The sequence below is a fragment of the uncultured Fluviicola sp. genome, from assembly GCF_902168135.1.
Lineage (GTDB): Bacteria > Bacteroidota > Bacteroidia > Flavobacteriales_D > Crocinitomicaceae > Fluviicola.
On record NZ_CABHOL010000034.1, the window covers coordinates 25,823 to 47,228 of the forward strand.

The following is a 21,406-nucleotide window of genomic DNA, read 5'->3' on the forward strand; positions in this document are numbered from 1 at the left end:
AATGTTTATTGCAAATGTATGCCCCGACTGTTACGCCAGGGCTATTTTACTATTATTCTTTTGTCTCTTCAACTTTAGTTGCTGCTTCCTCTGCAGGAGCCTCATCTTTATCTTTTGTTGAAGTTGCTTTACGATCTTCCAAACCTTCTTTGATAGATCCGCAAATTGCATCTAAGATGATTGCAATAGATTTTGTAGCATCATCATTCGCAGGGATAGGGAAATCAACCAAACGAGGGTCAGAATTCGTATCAACCATTGCAAATGTAGGGATACCCAAACGTTTTGCTTCAGCCAATGCAATATGCTCTTTCAAGATATCAACGATGAAAATCGCTGCCGGTTGACGAGTCATATCAGCAATGGAACCGAAAGTTTTTTCCAGTTTGTCACGTTGACGAGTCTTGAACAAACGCTCACGCTTGTTCAATGTTTCCCAGGTACCATCCGTTTTCATTTTGTCGATAGACACCATTTTACGGATAGACTTACGTGTTGTTTGGAAATTTGTTAACATACCACCAGACCAACGCTCAGTTACGAAAGGCATGTTGATCGCAGAAATACGATCTGTGATAATTTCTTTTGCTTGTTTTTTAGTAGCTACGAAAAGTACTTTTTTACCCGACTTAGCAATTTGTTTCATTGCCGCACAAGCTTGATCAAGATGTGCAATTGTCTTATTAAGGTCAATAATGTGGATACCTTTTTTCTCGTCAAAGATATACGGCGCCATTGCCGGGTTCCATTTTCTTTTTAAGTGTCCGAAGTGAACACCTGCTTCTAATAAACTATCAAAATTTACTTTAGACATAATGTTTTGTTTTAATTGTTTACGTTCCTTAGTAATCAGCTAACAAAGGGTGTCGGCTCTGCCGATAAGATACTTTGTGCTTGGATACTAAACAACCTTCTTCTATCCATCGACAGAAGAAAATAAAATTCAAATTAACGTTTAGAGAACTGGAATTTCTTACGTGCTTTCGGCTGTCCCGGTTTCTTACGCTCAACCATTCTAGGGTCACGTGTCATCAAACCTTCTGCTTTCAACAATGTTTTGAAATCTCCTGATACTTCTACCAAAGCGCGTGAAATACCCAAACGGATAGCTTCTGCCTGTCCGTTGATTCCTCCTCCCGCTACGTTTACTTTAATGTCGTATTGACCTAAAGTATCAGTCAGGTTGAACGGCTGCTCAACTTTACCCTGCAAAATAGCTACCGGAAAGAACTCCTTGTAATCACGTTTATTAATTGTCATCTTACCCGTACCTTTCATCAAGTATACACGAGCAACTGAAGTTTTTCTTCTTCCTAATGCGTTTACTACTTCCATATCCTTTATTTATTAGCTTTTAAGTTAATAGCCTCAGGGTTTTGAGCGTCATGCTTGTGCTCTGCACCAGCGTAAACTTTTACATTTCTGTAAAGCTGACGACCCAAAGTATTCTTTGGCAACATCCCTTTAATCGCTTTTTCGATTACACGTTCAGGGCTGCGTTGCAATAACTCTTGCGCAGTCAATGAACGTTGTCCTCCTGGATATCCAGTGTATCGAACGTACTCTTTGTTCTCCAATTTAGTTCCGGAGAACGACACTTTTGCTGCATTGATAACGATTACGTTATCTCCACAGTCAGCGTGTGGCGTGAAGTTTGGCTTGTGTTTTCCACGTACTAACTTCGCTACCTCACTTGCCAAACGACCAACTGTATGGCCTTCAGCATCTACCAACAACCACTTCTTATCAGCGGTTTCCTTGTTAGCAGAAACAGTTTTGTAACTTAAAGTATTCACTAACCTTTATTTTTAAATAAGACAATATCCCCAAAATCCACTTTGAGGGGTGCAAAGATAGAAACTCTATTTTTTATTAACAAGGGAATTGTAAATAAATCTGTAGTAAATGCATTTGAAGCAGGCATAAACCAACATTTTACACACAGATCTATCTTTAAAGGACAGAATAGGCAAAACTGTCCGACAGCATGTTTTGGATGCGGATACAAATTTCTGAAAAAATATTCCATGCAGATGCAACCTTTCATTTTTTTGTTTTGTATTCCTTTCAGAACGCTTACGCCATAGCTCTTTGCCTTCATGAAACCACTGTGCCTTCGCTGACCGCATGTCGCCAAAGTTTTAGCGGCGGCACAAGCTACAGCATAAGCGTTTCGGTAGAGCAAGGTCAGCGCTGGCGCATTGCAATCAACAAACAACATTTAAACAGTAAAAAAAATGAGAAATAAACAAATTACAAGATTTCTGATGGCAGGTTTCCTCCTACTGGCAAATCAGGTTGATGCGCAACTGGCGGCAATCGACAGTTTAAAACTAATTCCTGCCAATCCGACAACGAATGATGCACTGAAGGTTGTCTGCTACACCACTTTTCCATACGGAGGCTGCGGTATAAACAGTACTCATGCCGAATTACAGGGAAATTCCATTTTTCTTTCCATCGATTATTCAATGGGTATGCTCACTTACATCTGTCACAGTGTGGATACGATTCCCATTGATAATCCCGGAGCAGGAACTTTTCAATTAACAACAACAATAACAACGAACGAACAGGATGTAATTGAGGATTCACATTTTCTGACGTTCCAGATAGATCCCTATTTAGGAATAAACGAGCTCACCCCTGCCAATTTCCAGGCTTATCCCAATCCGTTTGACAACGAGCTTAAGTTCAAAACAAGTTTCCCCGTCGCAAAAATGGAATTGTATTCCATGACGGGGCAACAAGTTTATTTCAAAGAAACACTCGTCGAAAGTCCGCTGGTAGATTTATCCCATCTTGAAAAAGGTGTTTACCTGGTCACTTTAACGGATCCGAATGGAAATTCCCTTACCCAACGTATCATTAAACACTAATCATTCACTTCAACTAATTTTGAAATCATGAAATCAGTTATTTACAGCTCACTTGTTTTGCTTTTGACACTTGGTTTATTTGCAGGATGCCAAAAAGAAACAAGACAAACAACCAAAAGCAGCAAATGCGTTCCACCTGATACCATTGACGGGAAGTGGCATCTGATCCGCATTACCGGAGGCATAACCGGAGCCAATGAAACACATGCCGTTAACGAAATTACCTGGTCATTCAATGCTTCGAATTCCACATTGACCGTTAACAATACGGTTGGCAGTTCTACTTATTATTACTTACCTTCGGGAACATATCCTTTTCAGCAAATTTCAGGACCAAACGGCAACTATTTGGTAATTGACGGAGCTGAATTGGGGCAATTTACATTCTCAGGAAACCAAATGCTGCTTGATGAAAATCAAAAGTCAACCGGTGAAGGAGCCTGTGGATTTTACGTAACACTTCAACGCTAGAAAAATCAACAATCTTCGGGAAACGGAATGGAGGAACACATAGAAGCATTCATCAAGGGCGATAAAAAAGCTTTTGACCGGGTATATGAAAAATATGCCCCTTCTATGCTTGGTGTGTGCATGCGTTATACAAATTGCAGGGACGACGCGCAGGAAATCCTCCAGGAAGCATTTATCAAAGTTTACGAAAACTGCGGAAAGGCAAACTCCGATTTACCGCTCGGTCCGTGGATCAAAACAATAACTATCCGCACGGCAATTAATATGCTGAAACGCCAGCGGAAACTGATTCTAAAGGATGACGAAAACTTTTTTGAAACTTCCGGTGAAATTTACGAAACCGAAAATCACTCGGAGAACACACAAGCAGAATTGTTAAGGCTTCTTAACGCAATGCCTTCGGGTTACCGGACAATATTCAACTTATTTGTGATGGATAACCTCACACACAAAGAAATTGCAGAATACCTGGAAATATCGGAAGGAACTTCAAAATCTCAATTAACACGAGCGCGTGATTGGCTTAAAAATAACCTGGAAAAAAAAAGAAACGATGAAAGAGCCTAATGAAATAGATCTGTTGTTTCAGAATGGATTGGATGGTCTGGCATTCACTCCTGATCCATATGTGAAGGAAAACATCGATCATGCAATTGCTTCCAAAAAGAAGCGCAGAAGATTCCTATTTATACTTTTCCCGGTTTTTTTCGGATTAACAGGTTTTGCCGCAATCGGACTGCTTTATCAGAATGAGGGCAAGAATCCGCAAGAAAATAAATACCAAAGTCAGAACGAAATCCGCAGGAGTGCAGTCACAACTGTGCTCTTCGGAGATTCTTCCGGTCATCTTGCATCGAATGATCCTCGCCCTCAAACAAATATTGAAACGAAAGGGCGAATAACAAAAAACAACTTTCAAACATCGAACTCATCCGGGCTTGTAAATTCTGATTCCCATCAAAAAAGTGAACCTGTATTCAGCCCGAATGAAAAACTTCCTTCCTCCGGCAAACAAAGCTCAGAAGCCGGATTCGAAGTAACCAAACAAGAATTACGTATAGAAAACACTGTTGTAAATCCAATCGACTCAATTCATGCTAATAACCGGGAGACGCTTGTGATTACAGAAAAACCGGACACCTCCGTCGTTCCGCTTCCCGACTCAGCTTCAATAGCAGTTTCGGAAGCTCTTAAGCATTTTGGATCGAACAAAGGAGCTGGAAAATGGTCTTTGTCGGTATTGACTTATTGGGAAGCAGAAAAAAGAAAAAAGAATGATTTCAGTGATGCCACCTTTATCGGCAACGAAAGAGAAATTGCCCGTGTTCACGCCTCTACTTTCTATGCAAAAGCAGAAATTACATACAAACTGAATACAAACCTGGAAATCCTGTCAGGCCTTGGGTTCAGAACGTCTAAAATAACCCAGTACGGCCATCTGAGTACGATCAACGTTCCATTGGAAGGCACCACTTCCGGTGTTCCTCAACCCATCAATCCCGCGGAACCAGACACCAGTCATCGGTCCGAGAAACAGTCGTTCCTGGTAAATTCCATTGTTGTTCCTGTTGGTTTTGCTTACACTTTCCCTTTAACAACAAAGATGAGTCTGCGGCTTTCAGGCGGTGGTGAATTTGCTTACGGAAAAATTACGAGCAGGTTTATTCATCCGGATTTGAGTGCTCCCGGGTTCAATGCTTTCGGTTGTTCACTTTGGCTGCGTCCGGAAATCCATTACTCTTTCGGAAGAACACAATTATTTGGATTCGGGACTTTTAATCAATCGTTTTCCCAGCAGTTACAATGGAATGTAGATTCACGACGCAACCCCGCTTTCGGTACAGGAATCGGATTAAGGATTCGATTATAAGCGTTTTGCGATCAAAATTGAAGGGTCAGTTGTTTGTCCCGATCAGGTTCATCTTCTTCGGTATTTAACTTGGAAAGTGATATGCCCAGCAAACGTACCGGTTTTTCAACCTCCAAATGATCCAGTAACCCCTCCACAAGCGGAAAGAAATCGGCTTTGTTCCACATAAATTCCGCGATGGTTTTAGCACGGGTCTGTGTCGTGAAATCCGAATATTTGACCTTTATGGAGACACATTTTCCGGCTATGGAGCGTTTTTCCATTCTTCGCTCCAGATCTACTGCAATTTCCTCCAATTTCTCCAGGATTTTGCGTTTTGAATAGATTTCCGAAAAATAAGTATGTTCCACAGCGAAGGATTTCCTTATCCGGTCAGGTTTCACCTGGCTGCGATGAATTCCTCGAACAATATTGTAAAAATGGAGCCCCTGTTTCCCGAAATGCTGTGTCAAAAAAGTCATGCTCTTCTTCTTCAGGTCTTTTCCGTTGCGAACTCCCAACTCCTTCATTTTGGAAGCTGTTACTTTCCCGATCCCAAAAAATCGTTCGATCGGTAATTTCTCCAGGAAAGCTTCCACTTCATCAGGACCTACGGTTAACTGCCCATTCGGTTTATTAACGTCCGAGGCAATTTTAGCCGTAAACTTATTGATCGAAATTCCGGCACTGGCGGTTAAACCGACCTCTTCGAAAATCCGCTCGCGAATTTCCTTTGCCAACAAAGTCGCTGACGGAAAACCTTTCTTATTGGTGGTAACATCCAAAAAAGCCTCATCGAGGGAAAGCGGTTCCACGAGATCCGTATACTCGTAAAAAATGGCTTTGATCTGTGCTGATATTTCCTGGTAGCGATCAAAACGCGGACGCACAAAAATCAGGTCCGGACATAACCGCGCCGCTGTGGAGCTGGGCATGGCAGATTTCACTCCAAACTTCCGGGCTTCGTAACTTGCAGCCGCTACCACACCGCGGAGCTTACTCCCGCCAACAGCGATCGGTTTTCCTTTTAAATCGGGATTATCCATTTGTTCCACAGAAGCATAGAACGCATCCATATCAATGTGAATGATTTTCCGTTCTTCCGACTGGTTCTCCATGATTTTATCCTCCATTACAAGTACACAAAGTTACGCATCATTCAGCGGAAGAAAAATAATCCTACTTTTGAAGAAACTCGAAAATGATGAAGTTCTTGCTTTTGACCTTTCTTTTCGCTGCAATAGGGAGTTCCGCACAGGAAATTTCACCGGTGGAAGCAAAAAGATTGTTAAGTCTGCCACTAAAATGTGCTCAAAAAGAATATCCCAATAAAATGGGACAAGTTCTGAACGAAAGAGGCGACCTAAAGTCTCCGGCAGAACTCCACCCCGCATTTTACGGCTGTTTCGATTGGCATTCCTCTGTTCACGGACATTGGCTGATGGTGAAAATCCTAAACAAGTACCCGGAATTAATATCGGATTCGGTTTTAATGGTCCTTCAGACAAACCTGAGCAAAGCCAATATCCAAAAAGAGATCGAATCTTTCGGAGTAAAAAACAACGGATCGTTTGAACGTACTTACGGCTGGAACTGGCTTCTGAAACTACAGTTGGAACTGGAAAGCTGGAGCCATCCTCTTGGCAGGGAGTTAAGTGCAAACCTAAAACCCTTATCCGATCTGTTTTGCAGCAAGTACATCGACTTTCTTCCCAAACTGAATTATGCTATTCGTTCGGGAGATCACATCAACACGGCTTTCGGGCTCACTTTTGCTTACGATTATGCACTTGCTCATTCCAACGATTCATTGAAAACCATCATTGAGAAACGTGCACGGGATTTTTACTTCAACGACAAAAACTATCCCCTGCATTTAGAACCCAGCGGTTACGACTTCCTTTCCGGCGGATTCGAAGAAATCGACATTATGCGCCGCATTCTCACCAAAGAAGAATTCAAAGTTTGGCTGAAAAAGTTTGCTCCGCAGCTGTTCAGTAAGAAATTTAAACTTGAACCCGGCTTGGTATCCGATCGTTCGGATGGTCATTTGGTCCATTTGGACGGTTTAAACTTCAGCAGAGCGTGGTGTTTGTATGGGATTACCAAAACACTACCCGAATTGAAGCATTTAAACACCATAGCGGATCAGCACATTCAGACCTCCCTTCCCAATATAGTTGATGGAGATTACATGGGTGAGCACTGGCTGGCAAGTTTTGCGTTATTGGCTTTGCTTTCCAAATAAATAAGTAGGGCCACGATTAATCCGCGGCCCTACTTATTTTATTCAATTCTATGTTTAGAATATTACTTCTTTTTAAACGAATTGATCGCATTTACTGTGAAATCCGAAAGAACCAGGGTTCCGCTGATCCCTGCACGATCTGAGAGCAACTGATCCCAATCTTCGGTTCCTTTCCAGAAGATCTTTTTCAATTCCGCCATCGCTTCGGGGCTTGACTTCGACAAAACAGTTGCAAGACGCGTAATTTCTTCGTCCATTTCGTCTTCGCCGTCAAACACGTCTGCGTACAAGCCATTTTGCATCGCCCATTCAGCAGTCCGCCATTCCGTAGCATTGATGGCAAGCTGTGACATGGCTGAAAGTCCCATTTTACGTTCGACTGCAGGCCCAACCACAAATGGTCCGATCCCAACAGCCAACTCGGAAAGCTTGATTTCTCCAAAACGTGTTGCGTAGCAATAGTCTACTGCAGATGCAATTCCTACTCCTCCTCCAACAGCTTTCCCCTGCACACGACCGATAATTAATTTCGGGCACTTTCTGCACGCATTGATTACCTGTGCAAACCCTGAAAAGAATACTTTTCCTGTTTCCAGATCCCGGATGGAAATCAACTCATCGAAACTTGCTCCGGCACAAAATGCTTTATCACCTGTAGATCTTAGAACGATCACTTTTATTGCAGGATCATTTCCTGCATCTGTAATGGTATCTGCTAATTTGCGAAGAATTTTTCCCGGTAATGAATTACTTAACGGATGTCCGAATTCGATAGTAGCAATACCGAACTCATCAACACGCATATCCACGTGTCCCTGGTTGACAGCTTCTGACATGTAATAATTTAACTAGTTAGTTATCAAATTTTCTGCGTGGACGCATTGTACGCTCACCTGATCCTGATCCGGAATTAGAGTTTCCTCCTTCATTACGGTCATTGCGATTATAGTTGGAACTACCTCCTTCACCACGATTGTAGTTTGAGCTTCCACTTCCTCCCTCACGGTTGTAGCTTGAACCGCGGTCATTCGAATTGCGATCATTGGATCGGTAACCTCCGCCACCGCCCTGACCTCCTTGTCTTGGACCGTTGTTATTAAACTTCTTTTGAAAACCTCCCTGCTTATTACCATAAGCTGGTTTCTTCGGTTTATCTTCCGGTTTCGGACGATTTGCTTTCGGGGAAGCAATTTTCACATCCAGCTTACGCCCGTTTACTTCGAAACCATTCAGCGCCTGAATTGCATTGATCGCTTCTTCCGCACTTTCCATTTCGACATATCCAAAGCCTTTAGACTGTTTTGTCTTAGCATCAAACACTACGTGAGCCAAGTGAACCGCACCAAACGCTGAAAACGTTGCTTGCAAATCCTCCGATGTAATCTCCCAATCGAGATTTGCGATAAAAATATTTGTCATTTACCTAACTTTAAAATTGGACTTTCGTCCGACTAATTTACCTAAAACGTTTCAACGTTTATTCCTTTTTAACAGTTAGCTCCGGAACTAAAAAATAATCCCGGAGCCAACATCTCTTTATTTATTTACTTTAACGTAAAGCTATCGGAACCGATAACCTGACCGTCGCAGTAGATTTTAACTTTGTAATTTCCTTTTACAGGCTCTTCACCGTTGAAGTCGTAGAAAATGGTCACGTCAATTGCCTTATTTCCGTACTGAATATCGCGCTTAGCCGAATAAACGAAATTTCCACCATCGACAGCACTTGCAGTACCTCCTGAACGACCTTGTAATGTTTTACCATCCGGATCAATAATCTGCATGTAAACCGAACGATCTCCTGCTGAAGCAATATTGTTCTCACCGATCGTGAATGTTGATTTCGCCTGAACACAGTTACGAGCTTTCGTTGTAGGTTCGGTTGTATCATTCAGCTTCATGCGCAAACCTGTTGATGAAAAACCATACGCATTGAGTTTAGATCCTTTACGAACCTGCTCGGCACTTTGCTCAGCCTGCCCTTTATAAGTGTCACGTTCTGTCTGTGTTTCTGCCAATTGCGAGGAAGTTTCATCCAATTCTGAAGTCAGCTTCAGGTTCATGGTATTCAACTGGTCGATCTGTTTTACGTAACTGATCATAATCTGGCGCAATGTTTCGTTTTCACGCTTCAACTTCGCAATCAATGATGCTGTTACACGACCATTCTTTTTCGCTGTTTCCAACTCAGTCATCAATCCCTGAATCTTGTCTTTCTGAGCATTCAAGCTATCAGATTTAGATGCATCTTTCTTCATTAATGCATCATATGTATCCATCATATTAGTGAAATCCGACATCAAGTCGTTGGTGGTTTCACTCCCTAAGAACGGAGCCATCATTTTGTTCATTTCTTCGATGTCCGCTTGAAGCTCTTCATTTTTCTTCGTTGCTTCTTTCAAAGCGCCGTTTTTTGAACTCCACAAATAAGTCATCGTTCCTAATAACACAACCAACAAAACAATAATCGCTGTTAGTGCCGGTGTCATGTTTTTCTTTGAGCCTGATTCTTCTGACATAATCTAAAATTTAAATACAAATATAACAATAGAACTAATGAACGATAGGGAATTCATCAGGACAAATAAAGTGTTTTTAATTCGACTCACCAATACGGTTATTCGTATTTTCCGTTAAGAAAATGTAAAAAATGAACATTTTCATTGAGTTCCACCTTTTTAGAAATTAATTCTTGCGGGAAGTTTTGAAAAGTAACCGGCCGCTGGAAACGTTTGATTGCATCCCAGCCTACGGAAGTAAAATAAGAATTCAGGCTGCTCGGAAACGGTCCGCCATGCTGTTGGGCAAAGCTCACCTCCACTCCGGTTGGCACACCATTATAGACTATCCGTCCGGATTTTGCCGTTAGAACAGGCAGAAAACGATTGATTTCGCCGGCCTCCGCATAGAGGCTATTGGTCAATTGACCTTCCAATAACTGCAGGCACATGCTTAGTTCAACTTCATCGGAGCACTTCACTATGGTCAGGTAAGAACCGAAAATCTCTTCCTGGATTCGGGGATTTGAAATAAAATTGGCAGCAGTGGTTTCTGCTAAAGTCGGCTGAATGAAGTTTCCATGGCGTTTTCCGGCATAAATCACATCCACCAATGCGGCATGTTCCTCTATTCGTTCAAAATAGCGTTTTGAAATACCGGGATGCAGCATGCACTGTAATTCACTTTGTGAGAAAGCCTGTATAAGTTCTTCTTTAAAAGCATTCAAGTTTGCGCTTTCTTCCACAAAAAGCAAGCCCGGAGAAGTACAAAACTGCCCTGCATTCAATAAAACGGAAGCACTGATCTGTTTCCCAATTTCAGAAGCGCGTTTCTCCAAAGCGTTTTTAGTAACCGTAACAGGATTGGAACTTCCCATTTCTGCATAAAGCGAAATCGGTTCTTTTCGTTCGTTTATCAATTTCTGAAGAGCCATTCCACCTGCTATACTTCCGGTAAATCCGACTGCTTTTACGCGTGGATCTTGCACTAATTGTTGGCCAACCGTAAAATCTTCCGCCAGCAAGTGACACAGGATTCCATCCGGCATATCGTGTTCTTTTGCTGTTTCGAGGATAAAATGGGCTGAAATTGAGCTCGTATGCGGATGCATCGCATGTGCTTTTACAATAACAGAACAACCAGCTGCAAGCGCCGAAGCCACATCACCTCCCAAAGTAGAATACGCAAACGGGAAATTACTCGCTCCAAAAACTACTACCGGTCCAACCGGAATATTCAATTTTGTAAGGGAAGGTTTCGGATTCGGTTTTCTATCCGGATCAGCTGCGTCCAGTTTTATTTCCAGTGCATATCCTGTTTCAACGGCTTTCGCGTAGAATTCAAACTGGAAACAGGAACGTGCAAATTCTACCTCTGCCCTGTCTTGAGGCAAACCACTTTCTGCGCAAAACCAATGGATGAGCGTTTCCTTATTTGCTTTTAATTTTTCCGAGACTGCTTTCAGGAACTGAACCCGCTTTTCGATTGGAATTAATCGATAAGTTTCAAATGCTTCCTGTGATTTGGTAAGTGCCTCATCTACCTCCTCGGGAGAGGCCTGGCGGAAAGGTGTTTCAAATGGCTGGTTGTTTCTTGGGTCTATTCCAAAAAAAACATGGTTACCAAAAGCGCTAGCCTGGTAACCAATGTGATTCTTGCCTAAAAAGTTCATGGCTTACGCCTCCTCTACAGTGTATGAGTAACTTTCCATGATTTGGTTTGAAAGTAATTTCTTACAAGCCAACTCCACTTTTTCAGTTGCTGCTTCTTTTGAAGGTGCATCCACAAAAAGACGTACGTGTCTTCCAACTCGTACACCTGTAATTTCAGGCAAACCAATTGTAGGCATACTGTTAGTAACTGCTTTCCCTTGTGGGTCTAACAATGCCTCTAATGGCATCACATCGATTTCAGCTTTGAATTTCATGCGCTCGATTTTTTCGAAGAATGTATTGAATAAATGATAATATCAGGTACAAAAGTACAATAATTGGAATGGACCAAATCAATAAAGTTGAAATAAGTATTCCACAACTTATTAAGAAAACATAGCGCGTACCGTTCCCTTTCCATTTAAAATGCTTGAATTTAAGAGCAAATAATGGAAGCTCGGAAACCAAAAGCACCGACATCACCACAATGATCGGGATTAAAACCACCGGCTGAATGAGCCACATAATCAGATCATGTTCCCAACCTGTTGTTCCGCCATATTGAGAAAGCAATAAAGGAAACGCCATGAAAAAAATGGTGTTTGCCGGAGTTGGCAGACCGATAAACGATTCCGATTGACGGGTATCGATGTTGAATTTTGCCAAGCGGAAAAGTGAGAAGAATGGGATGATCAAGGCTACGAACGGAATGTAAGCTTCCCAATTCATCATGCTTACTTCATGTATCCATCCATTCAACCAAAACCCTGAAAAACTATGGACACTGCCTGAATGTGTAAAAAGTAATATGTTGAACATAATCATCCCAGGAGCCAAACCAAACGAAATCATATCCGCCAAAGAGTCCAATTGTTTTCCCAATTCTCCTTGCTGTTTCAAAAGGCGGGCTGCAAATCCATCGAAGAAATCCAGAATAGCTGCCAAAAAAATAAAGTACGGTGCGATATCAATTCTTCCGGCAAAAGCCAGGATGATTGCAAAGACTCCGCAAAGCATGTTGCTGGCAGTGATCAAATTAGGTATATTGAACATTTTCATCCGGTAAATGAATATTTTGTTAGTTTAAATCTTTCAAAAAGGTGTAAATTTACACTTCGATTTTATCATTAAACCATCGGGATACACAATTTTTTATAAAAGATGCAGTTAATAGCAATCGTGAGGAACTTGTATACTATGAAATTTTACCTAATTGTTTGCATTACTGCTTGCTCTTTCCTGTCATTCGGACAAGGTTCATTAGCACCGAAATATTCCAACGAATTTTTAGCAATCGGTATCGGGGCGGATGCTCTGGGACTTTCCAATGCGGTTGTGGCTCAAACAAGCGGAGTCAATAGCGGATACTGGAATCCGGCCGGTTTGGCGCGCACCAATAAGTGGCTCGACATTGGTTTGATGCACTCGGAATACTTTGCCGGAATTGCCAAATACGATTATTTGGGATTGGCTCACCAGATCGATGAAAAAAGTGCGGTCGGGTTGTCCATAATCCGTTTTGCGGTGGATGACATTCCAAATACCACCCAACTCATTGACAATGAGGGACGCATCGATTATGATAAGATCACAACCTTTACAGCAGCAGATTACGCATTTTTGTTTTCCTATGCCCGCAAAACCAAGGTTCCGGGATTATCACTGGGAGGAAACTTCAAAGTAATCTACCGGAAAGTGGGGGATTTCGCAAAATCCTGGGGATTCGGTTTGGATGCCGGAGCCACTTACGAGAAAAACGAACGCCTGAAATTCGGAGCCGTACTTCGCGACGTTACTTCAACTTTCAATGCCTGGATTTTCACATTGGATGATCAAACGAAAGAAGTTTTTACACTTACAGGGAACGAAATCCCGAAAAACGGGCTTGAATTGACCCTTCCGCGATTAATACTGGGAACCTATTACAAACAGCCATTAGGTAAAAAAGGCCTTTACGTTTCCGGAGAGTTGGATTTAGACATGACAACGGACGGGAAAAGAAATACAATCATCAAAACAAATGTTGTCAGTTTCGATCCACATGTCGGAATTGCCTTTGGATTTAAAGACCTTGTTACTTTGCGCGGCGGAATTTCCAACATGCAGTATATCAAGAATTTTGATGACTCAAAGAAATTAACCATTCAACCAAATATTGGTATTGGATTACATATTAAAGCCGTATATTTAGATTACGCATTTACGGATATCGGTGATGCATCAACAGCATTGTACTCACATGTCATTTCATTAAGACTTGCATTGAATAAACCTAAAAATGCTATGAAAACAATAGATGAATAAGAAGAGCCTATGAAAAAACTCTGCTTAATACTACTAATTTTTTTTCCTGTTCTTGCGTGGAGTCAGCCCTATGGGAATGAATGGATCGATTATTCCCAAAAATTCTACGGATTTAAAATTGTTCAGACCGGTTTATATAAAATCGATTATGCTGCTCTAAGCAATAACGGGGTTCCGGTTTCCGGTATTAATCCATCCAGCTTCCAGGTTTTCGGAAAAGACAAAGAAATTCCTTTGTACATGGTCGACAATGGTGATAACTCCTTTGATCCCGGAGATTATTTCTTATTCTACGCTTACAAAAATGATGGCTGGCTTGACTCTGTCATGTACCCGAATCCGGGACAAATGGCCAATCCGGGATATAGTTTGATCAACGACACGATCACTTATTTTTTCTCCTGGAAGAATTCAGGCAGCGGACTTCGGTTCGTTCTTCAGCCGGACCAAAACTATTCCAACTACCCGCCAAGTGACTTCGTGCGCTACGAATTCAGAAGCCGTTACGGAAGCGGCTATTGTGAAGGGGTTGTTTACGGCGAAGCATCCGGATCTATTTATTCCAAAGGAGAAGGTTTCGGTCTGCCGGAAATTTCTGCTACTACAACAAACGTCTCATCGAGTATTGGAGTAGAAACCCCAAATGTATACACTGGCCCGGGGGCATTACCCGTCAAAGTAGAATGCAGGATCTCCGCCACTTCTGAAGCTCAAACTGCACAAACCCAGGATCCGAACCATCATACCAGGCTTACTTTCGGTTCTGCCAATTTACTCATGATTGATACAACCTACAGGAACCATAATCAGGTAAAGGTTATCAGGCAATTCCAGGCAACAGACCTCACAAATGGTATTACAGGCATCAACCACGAAATTATTGCGGATTTAAATATTGCGATCGACCGACAGGTATTTACTTATGTAATGCTGTCCTATCCAAGACTTCCGCACTCATATGGCCAGACATCCGACCGGTTCTTCGTTCAAAACGGGAATGTAAAAAGTCGTATTGACCTGACTAACCTGGTTGCATCTGCCCCTTTGATTTTAAGTTTTGGATCTGTTCCGAGATACGAAATCCCGGCTTATACCGGAGGAGCATTCCAGTTTATCATTCCAAACAATACCTGGAGTAATGAAACAGAAGTAATCGCTGTTGACATGAATAATGCTATTCCCGTTGGGCAGTTAACTCCTGTAAACGGAACAGGGACTTTCACGGATTTCGGCACGATGAACATTGATTCTGCGCTTATTTTTGTTTATCATCCATCGCTTGCCAGCAGTAAAGATTCCTATGCCAGCTATCGTTCATCAACCACCGGGGGCTCTCACAATGTACTTTCTGCAAATATTGAAGAATTGTACCTGCAGTTTTCGAGCGGTATCATCAAACATCCGGTTGCAATTCGTCGTTTTGTAGATTTCATCTATGACAACAGCACGCAAAAACCGGAAGGTTTATTGTTAATCGGAAAGGGAATAACTGTTGGTGAAACCCGTTATGATCCAAGCGCATTTGCAAACTGCCTGGTTCCGCCAATGGGATATCCGGCAAGCGATATTGCCACAACAGCCTGTCTGCTCAGCCCAACAACCTGGGAACCACTGCTTCCAACCGGGAGGCTTTCCATGACAACTAATGCAGAAGTAGAAAATTATCTTTCTAAGATCGAGCAATACGAAGACGCTCAAAACAATGTCGGCCTCAATTATTCTACCACTAAAAAATGGCAGAAACAAATACTACATTTCGTAGGTGGATCTGACATCCAGCAACAAACATTCTTCCAAAGCTATATGAACGGCATGAAGAATATTGTAGAGGATACGGTTTTTGCCGGAAATGTGACCAATTATTTTAAAACTTCCAGTAATCCGCTTGATCCGAACGTAGTGACATCCGTCACTCAAAAAATTGAGGATGGTGTTTCAATCATGAATTTCTTTGGTCATGCCGCGGCTTCCAATAATGGTTTTGAGATCAATATCGACGAACCGGGCAACTGGAACAATTTTGGGAAATACCCTATCGTAATCGGGAATTCCTGTTATAACGGAAACATTTTCAAATCGGGGACATCTACTTCTGAGAATTTCGTTAACATTCCGAATGAAGGTGCAATTGCTTTTTTATCAACGATATCCGTTGGCTATGACTCTCCGCTTGCTGTTTATTCGACCGAACTCTACAAGCAGTTTTCATATAAGAATTACGGGAAAACATTTGGTTCACAAATTAAAAGTACCGTCCATCACATTTACAGCCAATATGCTCCTACTCTATCCGACGGATCTGTCTATCAGGAATCGGCATGTACTCAAATGACACTTCACGGAGACCCGATGCTCAAAGTAAATTACAGCACAGCTCCCGAAATCGACATCCAGGTTGCTGACCTGAGTCTTAGCCCAAATAACGTGAACCTTTCCGTTGACAGTATCGAATTGACATTTACCATCCGGAATATAGGAAAATCGATCCAGGGACCGGTTTACGTAGAGATCCGGAGAAACTTTCCAGGAACAGCAGTTGACTCCATGAAAACCTTGTTCTTACCCCGTCTGAATTACGATACGCTTATCAAACGAAAATTCCCGTTACAACCATCGATCAGCGGCGGGGTGAATACCTTTACGGTTTCAGTAGATATCCCCAACGCACACAACGAGCAATTCGAGGAAATCTCCAACAACCAGGCAAGTGCAAACTTCTTTTTGAACATTGACGGAATGCTGCCAATCTGGCCTTATAATTACGCAGTCGTTCCATATGATACTGTAACTGTAAAAGCCTCTACCATCAATCCGATAGCCGGGATAAGAACATATCGTTTCGAACTGGATACGACCGATACTTATGACAGCCCGCAGCTCAGACGTTTTTCCGTAACAGGATTGGGGGGTGTGAAATATGTACAGCCAAACCAATGGCTATCTGCCTTCGGATCACCTTTCCCGTTAATATGCACCGACAGTACCGTTTATTTCTGGCGAGTTGCAGTAGACAGCACCGTTCCCAGCTGGTCAGAATTCTCTTTCCAATACATCCCCGGTAAACGAGGATGGGGACAGGATCATTTCTTCCAGTTTAAGAATAATAGTTTTTCAAGTATTCTTTACAACCGAAATGCAAGAACCAGAGATTTTGTACCGAATGAGCTACACAAGGTTACAATCGATGTGTTTGACTTTCCATCCGCTTACAACAGTTGGTCTCTGGATAATAACCTGATGGAGTATGCAACTTATGGGTCTTCACCCCATATCTTTGTAGCTGTGCTTGATCCGATTTTACTGGAACCCTGGAAAACGCATTGCCCGGGATGCGGAAACGGAGATTCAGATCATAGTAACAACGATCCTTCCATGAATTTCGGGAATTTAAATAACAATGCACCCCCAGGATTCAGAGACCGATTCGAAAAGTTCTTTATATTCGACCAAACCAGTGCTGCATCTATGGCCAACTTTATCAACATGATTGAAAACGGGATTCCCGACAGCAATTATGTGATGATATATACTCCTATCAAAACTTATTACTCGGATTGGAGTACCAATTCCCCGGCTACATATACACTTTTTCAGAACCTGGGCTTCCCTCAGATCAATGCGACAAACCCGGAGGCTCCGTTTGCAGTGTTTTTCAAAAAAGGAACGATGGCACACAATCAGATCAAACTGTGGCCGCAGGATGCCCAAAACTTCCCAAATGCCGCTGAACCCGGATTGCGACTCCAACTGAATGCAAATGTCTATAAACCCGATTATCTTGGCATTGAAAAAACTCCTCAAATCGGTCCGGCATTTCAATGGGAAACATTATACTGGAGAAGGGACTCGCTGGAATCTCCTTCCACAGACAGTGTCCGCATTTTTATCGAACGATTTGATGTCAACAATAGCTTAGCAGGGACAATTGACACCATGTTTACTCCCCTTGACTCTATTATCAATCTCAATAACCTTGTAAATGCGGCAACCTATCCTAAAATCAGGATTGGTATCTATAATTCTGACAAAACGAATTTAACTCCGGCCCAGATTGATCGTATACACGTTCTTTATCAGCCGGTTCCTGAAGCTGCTATTGACGGATCATCCGGGTATTTTGCATCTGTGGGCGGTGACACTTTATATGAAGGACAAGATTATGCTTTTGCAGTAGATGTCGTGAATGTCAGCGAATTTGATATGGACTCCCTGCTAATTGATTACTGGCTGGAAGATCAGCAGCACATCAAACACATCATTCCATATCCCCGTCAGGATTCTTTGCGAACCCATCAGGTCCTGAGAGATACCATTCAGTTCACTTCAATCGCGCGACCAGGTTATAACATCTTGTGGATGGAAGTTAACCCCTATGTAAACGGTTCAGTGGTCCAAACGGATCAATTGGAACAATACCATTACAATAACATCCTGCAGCTTCCGATTTTCGTTGTAGAAGACACTAAGAATCCAATCCTTGACGTAACTTTTAATGGTCAGCACATCTTAAACGGTGATATTATTGATCCGACAAGTGAAATTTTAATCACATTAAAAGATGACAATCCGTATATGATTATGGATCACATCAGCGATACCACGCTATTCGGAATTTACCTTACCGGTCCGGATGGTGTTCAAAAACGCATTCCGTTTATTGATGGCAGTGGAAACACCATTATGCAGTGGTATCCGGCAAACGGACAAAACATGAAGTTCAGGATTGTCTATCCGAAAGAATTCCTGCAGGATGGGATTTATCAGCTTTTTGTACAGGGAACGGACAGATCCGGAAACATTTCGGGAGATTATGAATACAAAGTAAATTTTGAAGTGATCCGGGAATCTTCGATAACTCAAATGATGAATTATCCGAACCCATTCTCTACAAGCACACGATTTGTATTCACGCTAACGGGAACCGAAGTTCCTGACGACATCATCATACGAATCATGACTGTTTCCGGACGGGTGGTAAGAGAAATTACGGAAGATGAAATGGGATTGATCCGGATCGGGCGAAACATATCTGAATATGCCTGGGATGGCAAGGATGAATTCGGTGACCAGCTGGCAAATGGAGTTTACCTCTACCAGGTAATGGCTAAAATCAACGGAGAAGATATCAAACAGCGAGAATCAGGTGCAGACCAATATTTCAAGAAGAATTTCGGGAAGATGTATTTGATGAGATAAGAAAAAGTACTGCTTTCGATAAGAGCAAACACGGTTTGGGAAAACTGAGCAAAGCAATGACAAAATGCAGTTTATATATCCTTCAACATTTAAGTTCGTAAAGACCAAAGTCTCAGAAAAACCTGCAGGAAAATATCGCCGTATCGTCCACCAATTTGCGATTCCCGCGCCATTCATCTAACTTGGAAAAAACGATATTATTCATATCCTCCATACTCAAGCGGTAGAAATTGTGGTAGATTTTAATGAGGCGGTCCAGTTCGAAATGACAATTCTTTTCATCTTCCAATTCCACCACTCCATCCGTGTAAAGAATTAATGTTGTATTTGGTTTAAGGACTTCTTTTCCGACCTGGATAAATGGCATTTCATCAAACATTCCTAACCCCACACACCCGATATCGAGCAGTTTTTTTTCTTTTCCGTTTGTAATTATCGGCTGATTGTGACCCGCATTCACGTAATTCAATTCACGGGTTCCGGCATCGTAAACCGCAATGAAAAATGTAATAAACTTCTCTCCTTTCGCACTGGTCATGACTTTTTTGTTCAATTCCTCGATCAGGAATTCCAGGGAGAAAGGACGGATTTGGTAAACTGTCGAATAAAATGTGCGGATCGTAGCCTGGAAATTAGCCATTAACATAGCCGCACTGATTCCTTTTCCACTGACATCCGCAATACAAATTACATACTTATTGTCTCCGAGTGGAATAAAATCATAATAATCTCCTCCAACTTCATGACGTGGAATATACTTTGCAGATATATCCATTTGCTTATTTGAGGGTAAATCAGATGGAAAAAGCAGTTTTTGCATTTCTGAGGCAACTTCCAGTTCCTTTTTCAAACGTTCCCGTTTTAATTCCTCACGCGCCATCCGTTTGTTCTCAATTGCCATCACAACCATATTGGTCAATGTCTGGACAAATCGCATATCTGCAAGTGTTTCCGACTTTCTGACCCCGTAACGCTCAATACCGGCAATCAACAAATAAGCAAGTGGTTTGTCTTTGTGAAAAACCGGAACAATGATATCGAATTCATCAATGATTGCAGAATAACTGGATTCAATCACTGTGATTTCCCGAAAACGATACAATTCTTTCTCGATAGCAATATCCTTAAGCTTGCTTTTTAGTCCCACTTTTAAAAGCGGACTCCAATCGTTTTCCTTATTAAACAGCAGGAAATGGTCGAAACCTAATTGTTCACGCATTACGAATTCAAACATGCGTACAATCTGCTCAATACTTTGATTTGTGGCAATTGCACGGGTTAGTTCCAGCAGAGAATTCAATCGGAACTCGCCCAATTCGACCCGTGATTCTAAATTCGCTATGCGGGTTTCGACTTTCATTTCTTATTTCCCGACTCTGCAAGATTTTTTAAAGTAAACAATTCGCGCATTTTTATTTTTGCTTCATCACATGGAGTGCCGAAATAGGTTTTCCCAGCTTCCAAATCTTTCCCTATCCCGGATTGAGCCAGAACAACTACTCCGTCTCCGATTGTAATTCCTGAAGCGCAGCCAACCTGTCCCCATAAGGTAACATTGTCACCAATCGTGCAGCAGCCTGCAATTCCAACCTGGGAAGCAAAAAGGCAGTTCTTTCCAATAATGGTATCGTGGCCGATCTGTACCAAATTATCGATCTTGGTTCCTTCACCGATGCGTGTGATTGCACTGACACCGGCATCAATTGTTGAGCCGGCCCCTATTTCTGCACTTTTTTCAATATAAACAAAGCCACAGCTGTGCATTCGATCATAACCGGTTGTTTTTTTCTTATAGTAAAAAGCATAATGACCGATCACTGCATTCGGGCCAATAATTACATTTTCTTCTATAACGGTGCCATCTCCTATATAGGCTCCCGGATGAATGGTTACATTCTCACCGATGATCACATCGTGGCCGATAAAACAATTCGGAGAAAGGTGCGCTGAATCTGCAATCTGGCAGTTCTCGCCCGTCATAGACATCTGTGGTCTGTATGGAGAAAACTTTTTCGTTAGTTTATTGTAATCGTCAAATGGTTCCGGGGAAACAATAAGTGCTTTCCCTTCGGGAACAGGCACTTCACGATCGATCAATACAAAAGAAGCTGCTGAATTCAAAGCTTTATCGTAATATTTCGGGTGGTCTACAAAAACCAAATCTCCCGGTTCCACCCGATGTATTTCATTTATCCCGGTTACGATCAGGGATTCATCTCCAACTACTTTTCTGCCCAAAAACTGTGCAATCGCACCAATGGTATGTATACTTCCGATTTTCATAGACTTTCTCTCTATAAAAGTAAGT

20 protein-coding genes are annotated in these 21,406 nt (G+C 42.0%); 8 read left to right on the forward strand and 12 right to left on the reverse strand.

The window, feature by feature from the left end; translation table 11 throughout:
* Positions 1 to 52 precede the first annotated feature (52 nt).
* From rpsB to rplM, 3 genes are all read right to left on the reverse strand, one after another.
* Positions 53 to 814, reverse strand: coding sequence for a 30S ribosomal protein S2 (gene rpsB, locus QZT69_RS12590; RefSeq protein WP_294674661.1), 762 nt, complete (start codon positions 812 to 814; stop codon positions 53 to 55).
* Positions 815 to 948: 134 nt separating this feature from the next.
* Complete coding sequence (gene rpsI, locus QZT69_RS12595) at positions 949 to 1,335, reverse strand: 30S ribosomal protein S9 (RefSeq protein WP_144334572.1); 387 nt, start codon at positions 1,333 to 1,335, stop codon at positions 949 to 951.
* A 5-nt stretch (positions 1,336 to 1,340) separates the two neighbouring features.
* Complete coding sequence (rplM, locus tag QZT69_RS12600; RefSeq protein ID WP_294674665.1) at positions 1,341 to 1,796, reverse strand: 50S ribosomal protein L13; 456 nt, start codon at positions 1,794 to 1,796, stop codon at positions 1,341 to 1,343.
* Positions 1,797 to 1,987: 191 nt separating this feature from the next.
* Between rplM and QZT69_RS12605 the strand changes: the two genes are divergently transcribed.
* Genes QZT69_RS12605 through QZT69_RS12625 form a run of 5 tightly spaced genes read left to right on the forward strand, consistent with a single transcriptional unit; the run spans position 1,988 to position 5,220 of the window.
* Positions 1,988 to 2,248 carry a hypothetical protein gene (locus QZT69_RS12605; RefSeq protein WP_294674667.1) on the forward strand — a complete coding sequence of 87 codons (261 nt, stop codon included), beginning with the start codon at positions 1,988 to 1,990 and terminating at the stop codon, positions 2,246 to 2,248.
* 19 nt (positions 2,249 to 2,267) lie between these two features.
* Positions 2,268 to 2,879, forward strand: coding sequence for a T9SS type A sorting domain-containing protein (locus QZT69_RS12610; RefSeq protein WP_294674668.1), 612 nt, complete (start codon positions 2,268 to 2,270; stop codon positions 2,877 to 2,879).
* Between the two features lie 27 nt (positions 2,880 to 2,906).
* The gene (locus tag QZT69_RS12615; RefSeq protein WP_294674669.1) at positions 2,907 to 3,350 is read left to right on the forward strand and encodes a hypothetical protein; all 444 of its coding nucleotides are present in this window, start codon (positions 2,907 to 2,909) and stop codon (positions 3,348 to 3,350) included.
* A gap of 27 nt (positions 3,351 to 3,377) precedes the next feature.
* Positions 3,378 to 3,917, forward strand: a complete 540-nt coding sequence (locus QZT69_RS12620) for a sigma-70 family RNA polymerase sigma factor (protein WP_294674671.1) — start codon at positions 3,378 to 3,380, stop codon at positions 3,915 to 3,917.
* On the forward strand, positions 3,904 to 5,220 hold the full coding sequence (locus tag QZT69_RS12625; protein ID WP_294674674.1) for a hypothetical protein: 1,317 nt from the start codon (positions 3,904 to 3,906) through the stop codon (positions 5,218 to 5,220). The genes QZT69_RS12620 and QZT69_RS12625 overlap by 14 nt, the downstream gene beginning before the upstream one ends.
* A gap of 11 nt (positions 5,221 to 5,231) precedes the next feature.
* Here the strand turns inward: QZT69_RS12625 and dinB are convergent, their stop codons facing one another.
* Entirely contained in the window at positions 5,232 to 6,332 is a 1,101-nt protein-coding gene (gene dinB, locus QZT69_RS12630; protein ID WP_294674677.1) for a DNA polymerase IV, read from the reverse strand.
* 71 nt (positions 6,333 to 6,403) lie between these two features.
* On the opposite strand from dinB, the gene QZT69_RS12635 reads away from it, so the two are divergent.
* Positions 6,404 to 7,447 (forward strand): DUF2891 domain-containing protein, encoded by a 1,044-nt coding sequence (locus tag QZT69_RS12635; protein WP_294674680.1) that lies wholly within the window; start codon positions 6,404 to 6,406, stop codon positions 7,445 to 7,447.
* Positions 7,448 to 7,509: 62 nt separating this feature from the next.
* On the opposite strand, the gene QZT69_RS12640 is transcribed toward QZT69_RS12635, so the two are convergent.
* From QZT69_RS12640 to QZT69_RS12665, 6 genes are all read right to left on the reverse strand, one after another.
* A complete protein-coding gene (locus tag QZT69_RS12640) occupies positions 7,510 to 8,283 on the reverse strand; it encodes an enoyl-CoA hydratase/isomerase family protein (protein WP_294674682.1) in 774 nt (257 codons plus the stop codon).
* Between the two features lie 16 nt (positions 8,284 to 8,299).
* Positions 8,300 to 8,866 (reverse strand): hypothetical protein, encoded by a 567-nt coding sequence (locus QZT69_RS12645; RefSeq protein WP_294674685.1) that lies wholly within the window; start codon positions 8,864 to 8,866, stop codon positions 8,300 to 8,302.
* 125 nt (positions 8,867 to 8,991) lie between these two features.
* A complete protein-coding gene (locus QZT69_RS12650; protein ID WP_294674688.1) occupies positions 8,992 to 9,966 on the reverse strand; it encodes a hypothetical protein in 975 nt (324 codons plus the stop codon).
* A 98-nt stretch (positions 9,967 to 10,064) separates the two neighbouring features.
* On the reverse strand, positions 10,065 to 11,618 hold the full coding sequence (locus QZT69_RS12655) for an aldehyde dehydrogenase (NADP(+)) (protein WP_294674690.1): 1,554 nt from the start codon (positions 11,616 to 11,618) through the stop codon (positions 10,065 to 10,067).
* 3 nt (positions 11,619 to 11,621) lie between these two features.
* A complete protein-coding gene (purS, locus tag QZT69_RS12660; protein WP_294674692.1) occupies positions 11,622 to 11,873 on the reverse strand; it encodes a phosphoribosylformylglycinamidine synthase subunit PurS in 252 nt (83 codons plus the stop codon).
* A complete protein-coding gene (locus QZT69_RS12665) occupies positions 11,857 to 12,657 on the reverse strand; it encodes a CDP-alcohol phosphatidyltransferase family protein (protein ID WP_294674694.1) in 801 nt (266 codons plus the stop codon). The genes purS and QZT69_RS12665 overlap by 17 nt, the downstream gene beginning before the upstream one ends.
* Positions 12,658 to 12,795: 138 nt before the next feature.
* Between QZT69_RS12665 and QZT69_RS12670 the strand changes: the two genes are divergently transcribed.
* Together QZT69_RS12670 and QZT69_RS12675 are read left to right on the forward strand one after the other, a co-directional pair.
* Entirely contained in the window at positions 12,796 to 13,902 is a 1,107-nt protein-coding gene (locus tag QZT69_RS12670; RefSeq protein WP_294674696.1) for a hypothetical protein, read from the forward strand.
* Positions 13,903 to 13,911: 9 nt separating this feature from the next.
* The gene (locus QZT69_RS12675) at positions 13,912 to 19,098 is read left to right on the forward strand and encodes a C25 family cysteine peptidase (RefSeq protein ID WP_294674697.1); all 5,187 of its coding nucleotides are present in this window, start codon (positions 13,912 to 13,914) and stop codon (positions 19,096 to 19,098) included.
* 112 nt (positions 19,099 to 19,210) lie between these two features.
* Here the strand turns inward: QZT69_RS12675 and QZT69_RS12680 are convergent, their stop codons facing one another.
* A complete protein-coding gene (locus QZT69_RS12680; RefSeq protein WP_294674698.1) occupies positions 19,211 to 20,458 on the reverse strand; it encodes a GAF domain-containing SpoIIE family protein phosphatase in 1,248 nt (415 codons plus the stop codon).
* Positions 20,455 to 21,381 carry an LpxD N-terminal domain-containing protein gene (locus tag QZT69_RS12685; RefSeq protein ID WP_294674700.1) on the reverse strand — a complete coding sequence of 309 codons (927 nt, stop codon included), beginning with the start codon at positions 21,379 to 21,381 and terminating at the stop codon, positions 20,455 to 20,457. The genes QZT69_RS12680 and QZT69_RS12685 overlap by 4 nt, the downstream gene beginning before the upstream one ends.
* Positions 21,382 to 21,406: the final 25 nt, after the last annotated feature.

Excerpts from the sequence above, each read along its gene's own strand:
- rpsB (WP_294674661.1), bottom strand. The coding sequence starts at position 814 with ATGTCTAAAGTAAATTTTGATAGTTTATTAGAAGCAGGTGTTCACTTC.
- rpsI (WP_144334572.1), bottom strand. The coding sequence starts at position 1,335 with ATGGAAGTAGTAAACGCATTAGGAAGAAGAAAAACTTCAGTTGCTCGT.
- QZT69_RS12605 (WP_294674667.1), top strand. The coding sequence starts at position 1,988 with ATGTTTTGGATGCGGATACAAATTTCTGAAAAAATATTCCATGCAGAT.
- QZT69_RS12610 (WP_294674668.1), top strand. The coding sequence starts at position 2,268 with ATGGCAGGTTTCCTCCTACTGGCAAATCAGGTTGATGCGCAACTGGCG.
- QZT69_RS12615 (WP_294674669.1), top strand. The coding sequence starts at position 2,907 with ATGAAATCAGTTATTTACAGCTCACTTGTTTTGCTTTTGACACTTGGT.
- QZT69_RS12620 (WP_294674671.1), top strand. The coding sequence starts at position 3,378 with ATGGAGGAACACATAGAAGCATTCATCAAGGGCGATAAAAAAGCTTTT.
- QZT69_RS12625 (WP_294674674.1), top strand. The coding sequence starts at position 3,904 with ATGAAAGAGCCTAATGAAATAGATCTGTTGTTTCAGAATGGATTGGAT.
- dinB (WP_294674677.1), bottom strand. The coding sequence starts at position 6,332 with ATGGAGGATAAAATCATGGAGAACCAGTCGGAAGAACGGAAAATCATT.
- QZT69_RS12635 (WP_294674680.1), top strand. The coding sequence starts at position 6,404 with ATGAAGTTCTTGCTTTTGACCTTTCTTTTCGCTGCAATAGGGAGTTCC.
- QZT69_RS12640 (WP_294674682.1), bottom strand. The coding sequence starts at position 8,283 with ATGTCAGAAGCTGTCAACCAGGGACACGTGGATATGCGTGTTGATGAG.
- QZT69_RS12645 (WP_294674685.1), bottom strand. The coding sequence starts at position 8,866 with ATGACAAATATTTTTATCGCAAATCTCGATTGGGAGATTACATCGGAG.
- QZT69_RS12650 (WP_294674688.1), bottom strand. The coding sequence starts at position 9,966 with ATGTCAGAAGAATCAGGCTCAAAGAAAAACATGACACCGGCACTAACA.
- QZT69_RS12655 (WP_294674690.1), bottom strand. The coding sequence starts at position 11,618 with ATGAACTTTTTAGGCAAGAATCACATTGGTTACCAGGCTAGCGCTTTT.
- purS (WP_294674692.1), bottom strand. The coding sequence starts at position 11,873 with ATGAAATTCAAAGCTGAAATCGATGTGATGCCATTAGAGGCATTGTTA.
- QZT69_RS12665 (WP_294674694.1), bottom strand. The coding sequence starts at position 12,657 with ATGAAAATGTTCAATATACCTAATTTGATCACTGCCAGCAACATGCTT.
- QZT69_RS12670 (WP_294674696.1), top strand. The coding sequence starts at position 12,796 with ATGAAATTTTACCTAATTGTTTGCATTACTGCTTGCTCTTTCCTGTCA.
- QZT69_RS12675 (WP_294674697.1), top strand. The coding sequence starts at position 13,912 with ATGAAAAAACTCTGCTTAATACTACTAATTTTTTTTCCTGTTCTTGCG.
- QZT69_RS12680 (WP_294674698.1), bottom strand. The coding sequence starts at position 20,458 with ATGAAAGTCGAAACCCGCATAGCGAATTTAGAATCACGGGTCGAATTG.
- QZT69_RS12685 (WP_294674700.1), bottom strand. The coding sequence starts at position 21,381 with ATGAAAATCGGAAGTATACATACCATTGGTGCGATTGCACAGTTTTTG.